Genomic DNA, 1,199 nt, shown 5'->3' with positions numbered 1-1,199 from the left:
ACCTGTTCGTTTCATTTTCGCTCCAATTTATAACCAACATTGCGCACAGTGAGGATACAATCCAAGTCTAGCTTTTTCCGTAATTCCTTGATATAGACATCAATGACACGGTCAAAGGGAACCTCATCTGTCACCTTCCAGACCGCATCAATTATCTGAGAACGAGTCAAGGCCCGGCCTTCATTTTTCACCAGATAGTCCAGAATTTCCAACTCTTTGGCATTGATAGCCACTTCTTCTCCCGCGAGGCTTGCACTGTAACTCTCAAAGTCCACCTTGGTATCCTTATAAGAGAAGATTCGTCCTGTATCGTAGTAGCGCTTGAAAATCGCGTCCACCCTTACTTTTAAAAGGGAGAGAGAAAAGGGCTTTTCCAGATAACCGTCTGCCAGAGAAGCAAAAGCACTCATCTTGTATTCTTCATCCTGAAAAGCGGTCAGCATCAAGACAGGAACCTGACTGGTCTTACGAATCTCAGCTAGAACTTCGAGGCCATTGAGCTTGGGCATCTGGATATCCAGCAGTACTAGAGCAACTTCATAGCTGGAAAATTTTTCCAGAGCTTCTTGTCCATCTGCTGCTTCAATGGTTTCATAACCACAATCGGTCAAATAGTCACTGATCCCCTCACGGATCATCTCTTCATCTTCTACAATTAAAATTTTCATAGAAAAACGTTTCACATTCCTTTAAATTTCTTGTAAATCTTCTCGGTTTCATCCTGATAGGAAGAGTCCTTATCAAAATGAAATAGATAAAAATGCTACCTATATTATACCCCATTTAGAGGAGAATAGGTAGCAAGTTTTTTATTCGCTATCGAGCAAGAGCTCTTTTGGTTGTTTTCTGAGGAGATTGCTTGAGGCAAGAGCCATAACGAGAACCACTAGAACCAAGGCTAGGACAAAGACGATGATAAAGTCTGATGTCTGAATGGAAATGTCTAGGCTCGACAGGGTCTTGCTAAAGCCGTCTACTTCTGCACCACCACCAAGATTAGAGGCTTGAGCAGCCTTGCTGGCTTGCTTGGCAACACCTGAAGTGACATTGGCAAGAACAGTATTTCCGATGGCACGGGCTGTGTAGTTGGCTAGGAAGTAAGCAGAAATAAGAGCAGGAATGGCAATCAGGATAGATTCGGTAATGAATTGCCCCAAGATACTTGCCTGCTTGAGACCGATAGAGAGGAGGATTCCCAC

General features: G+C 43.5%; 1 protein-coding gene and 1 pseudogene. Both read right to left on the bottom strand.

From position 1 onward, the window contains the following. Positions 1-11: 11 nt before the first annotated feature. Positions 12-668 (bottom strand): response regulator transcription factor VncR, encoded by a 657-nt coding sequence (vncR, locus tag GMD1S_RS10385; protein WP_000697938.1) that lies wholly within the window; start codon positions 666-668, stop codon positions 12-14. 141 nt (positions 669-809) lie between these two features. Continuing rightward, positions 810-1,199 (bottom strand): annotated as a pseudogene (gene vex3, locus GMD1S_RS10380) (ABC transporter permease subunit Vex3); the annotation flags it as partial.

The sequence above is a fragment of the Streptococcus sp. GMD1S genome, from assembly GCF_000296875.1.
In the GTDB taxonomy this organism is placed as follows: domain Bacteria; phylum Bacillota; class Bacilli; order Lactobacillales; family Streptococcaceae; genus Streptococcus.
This window is presented reverse-complemented; position numbering and strand designations above follow the sequence as displayed.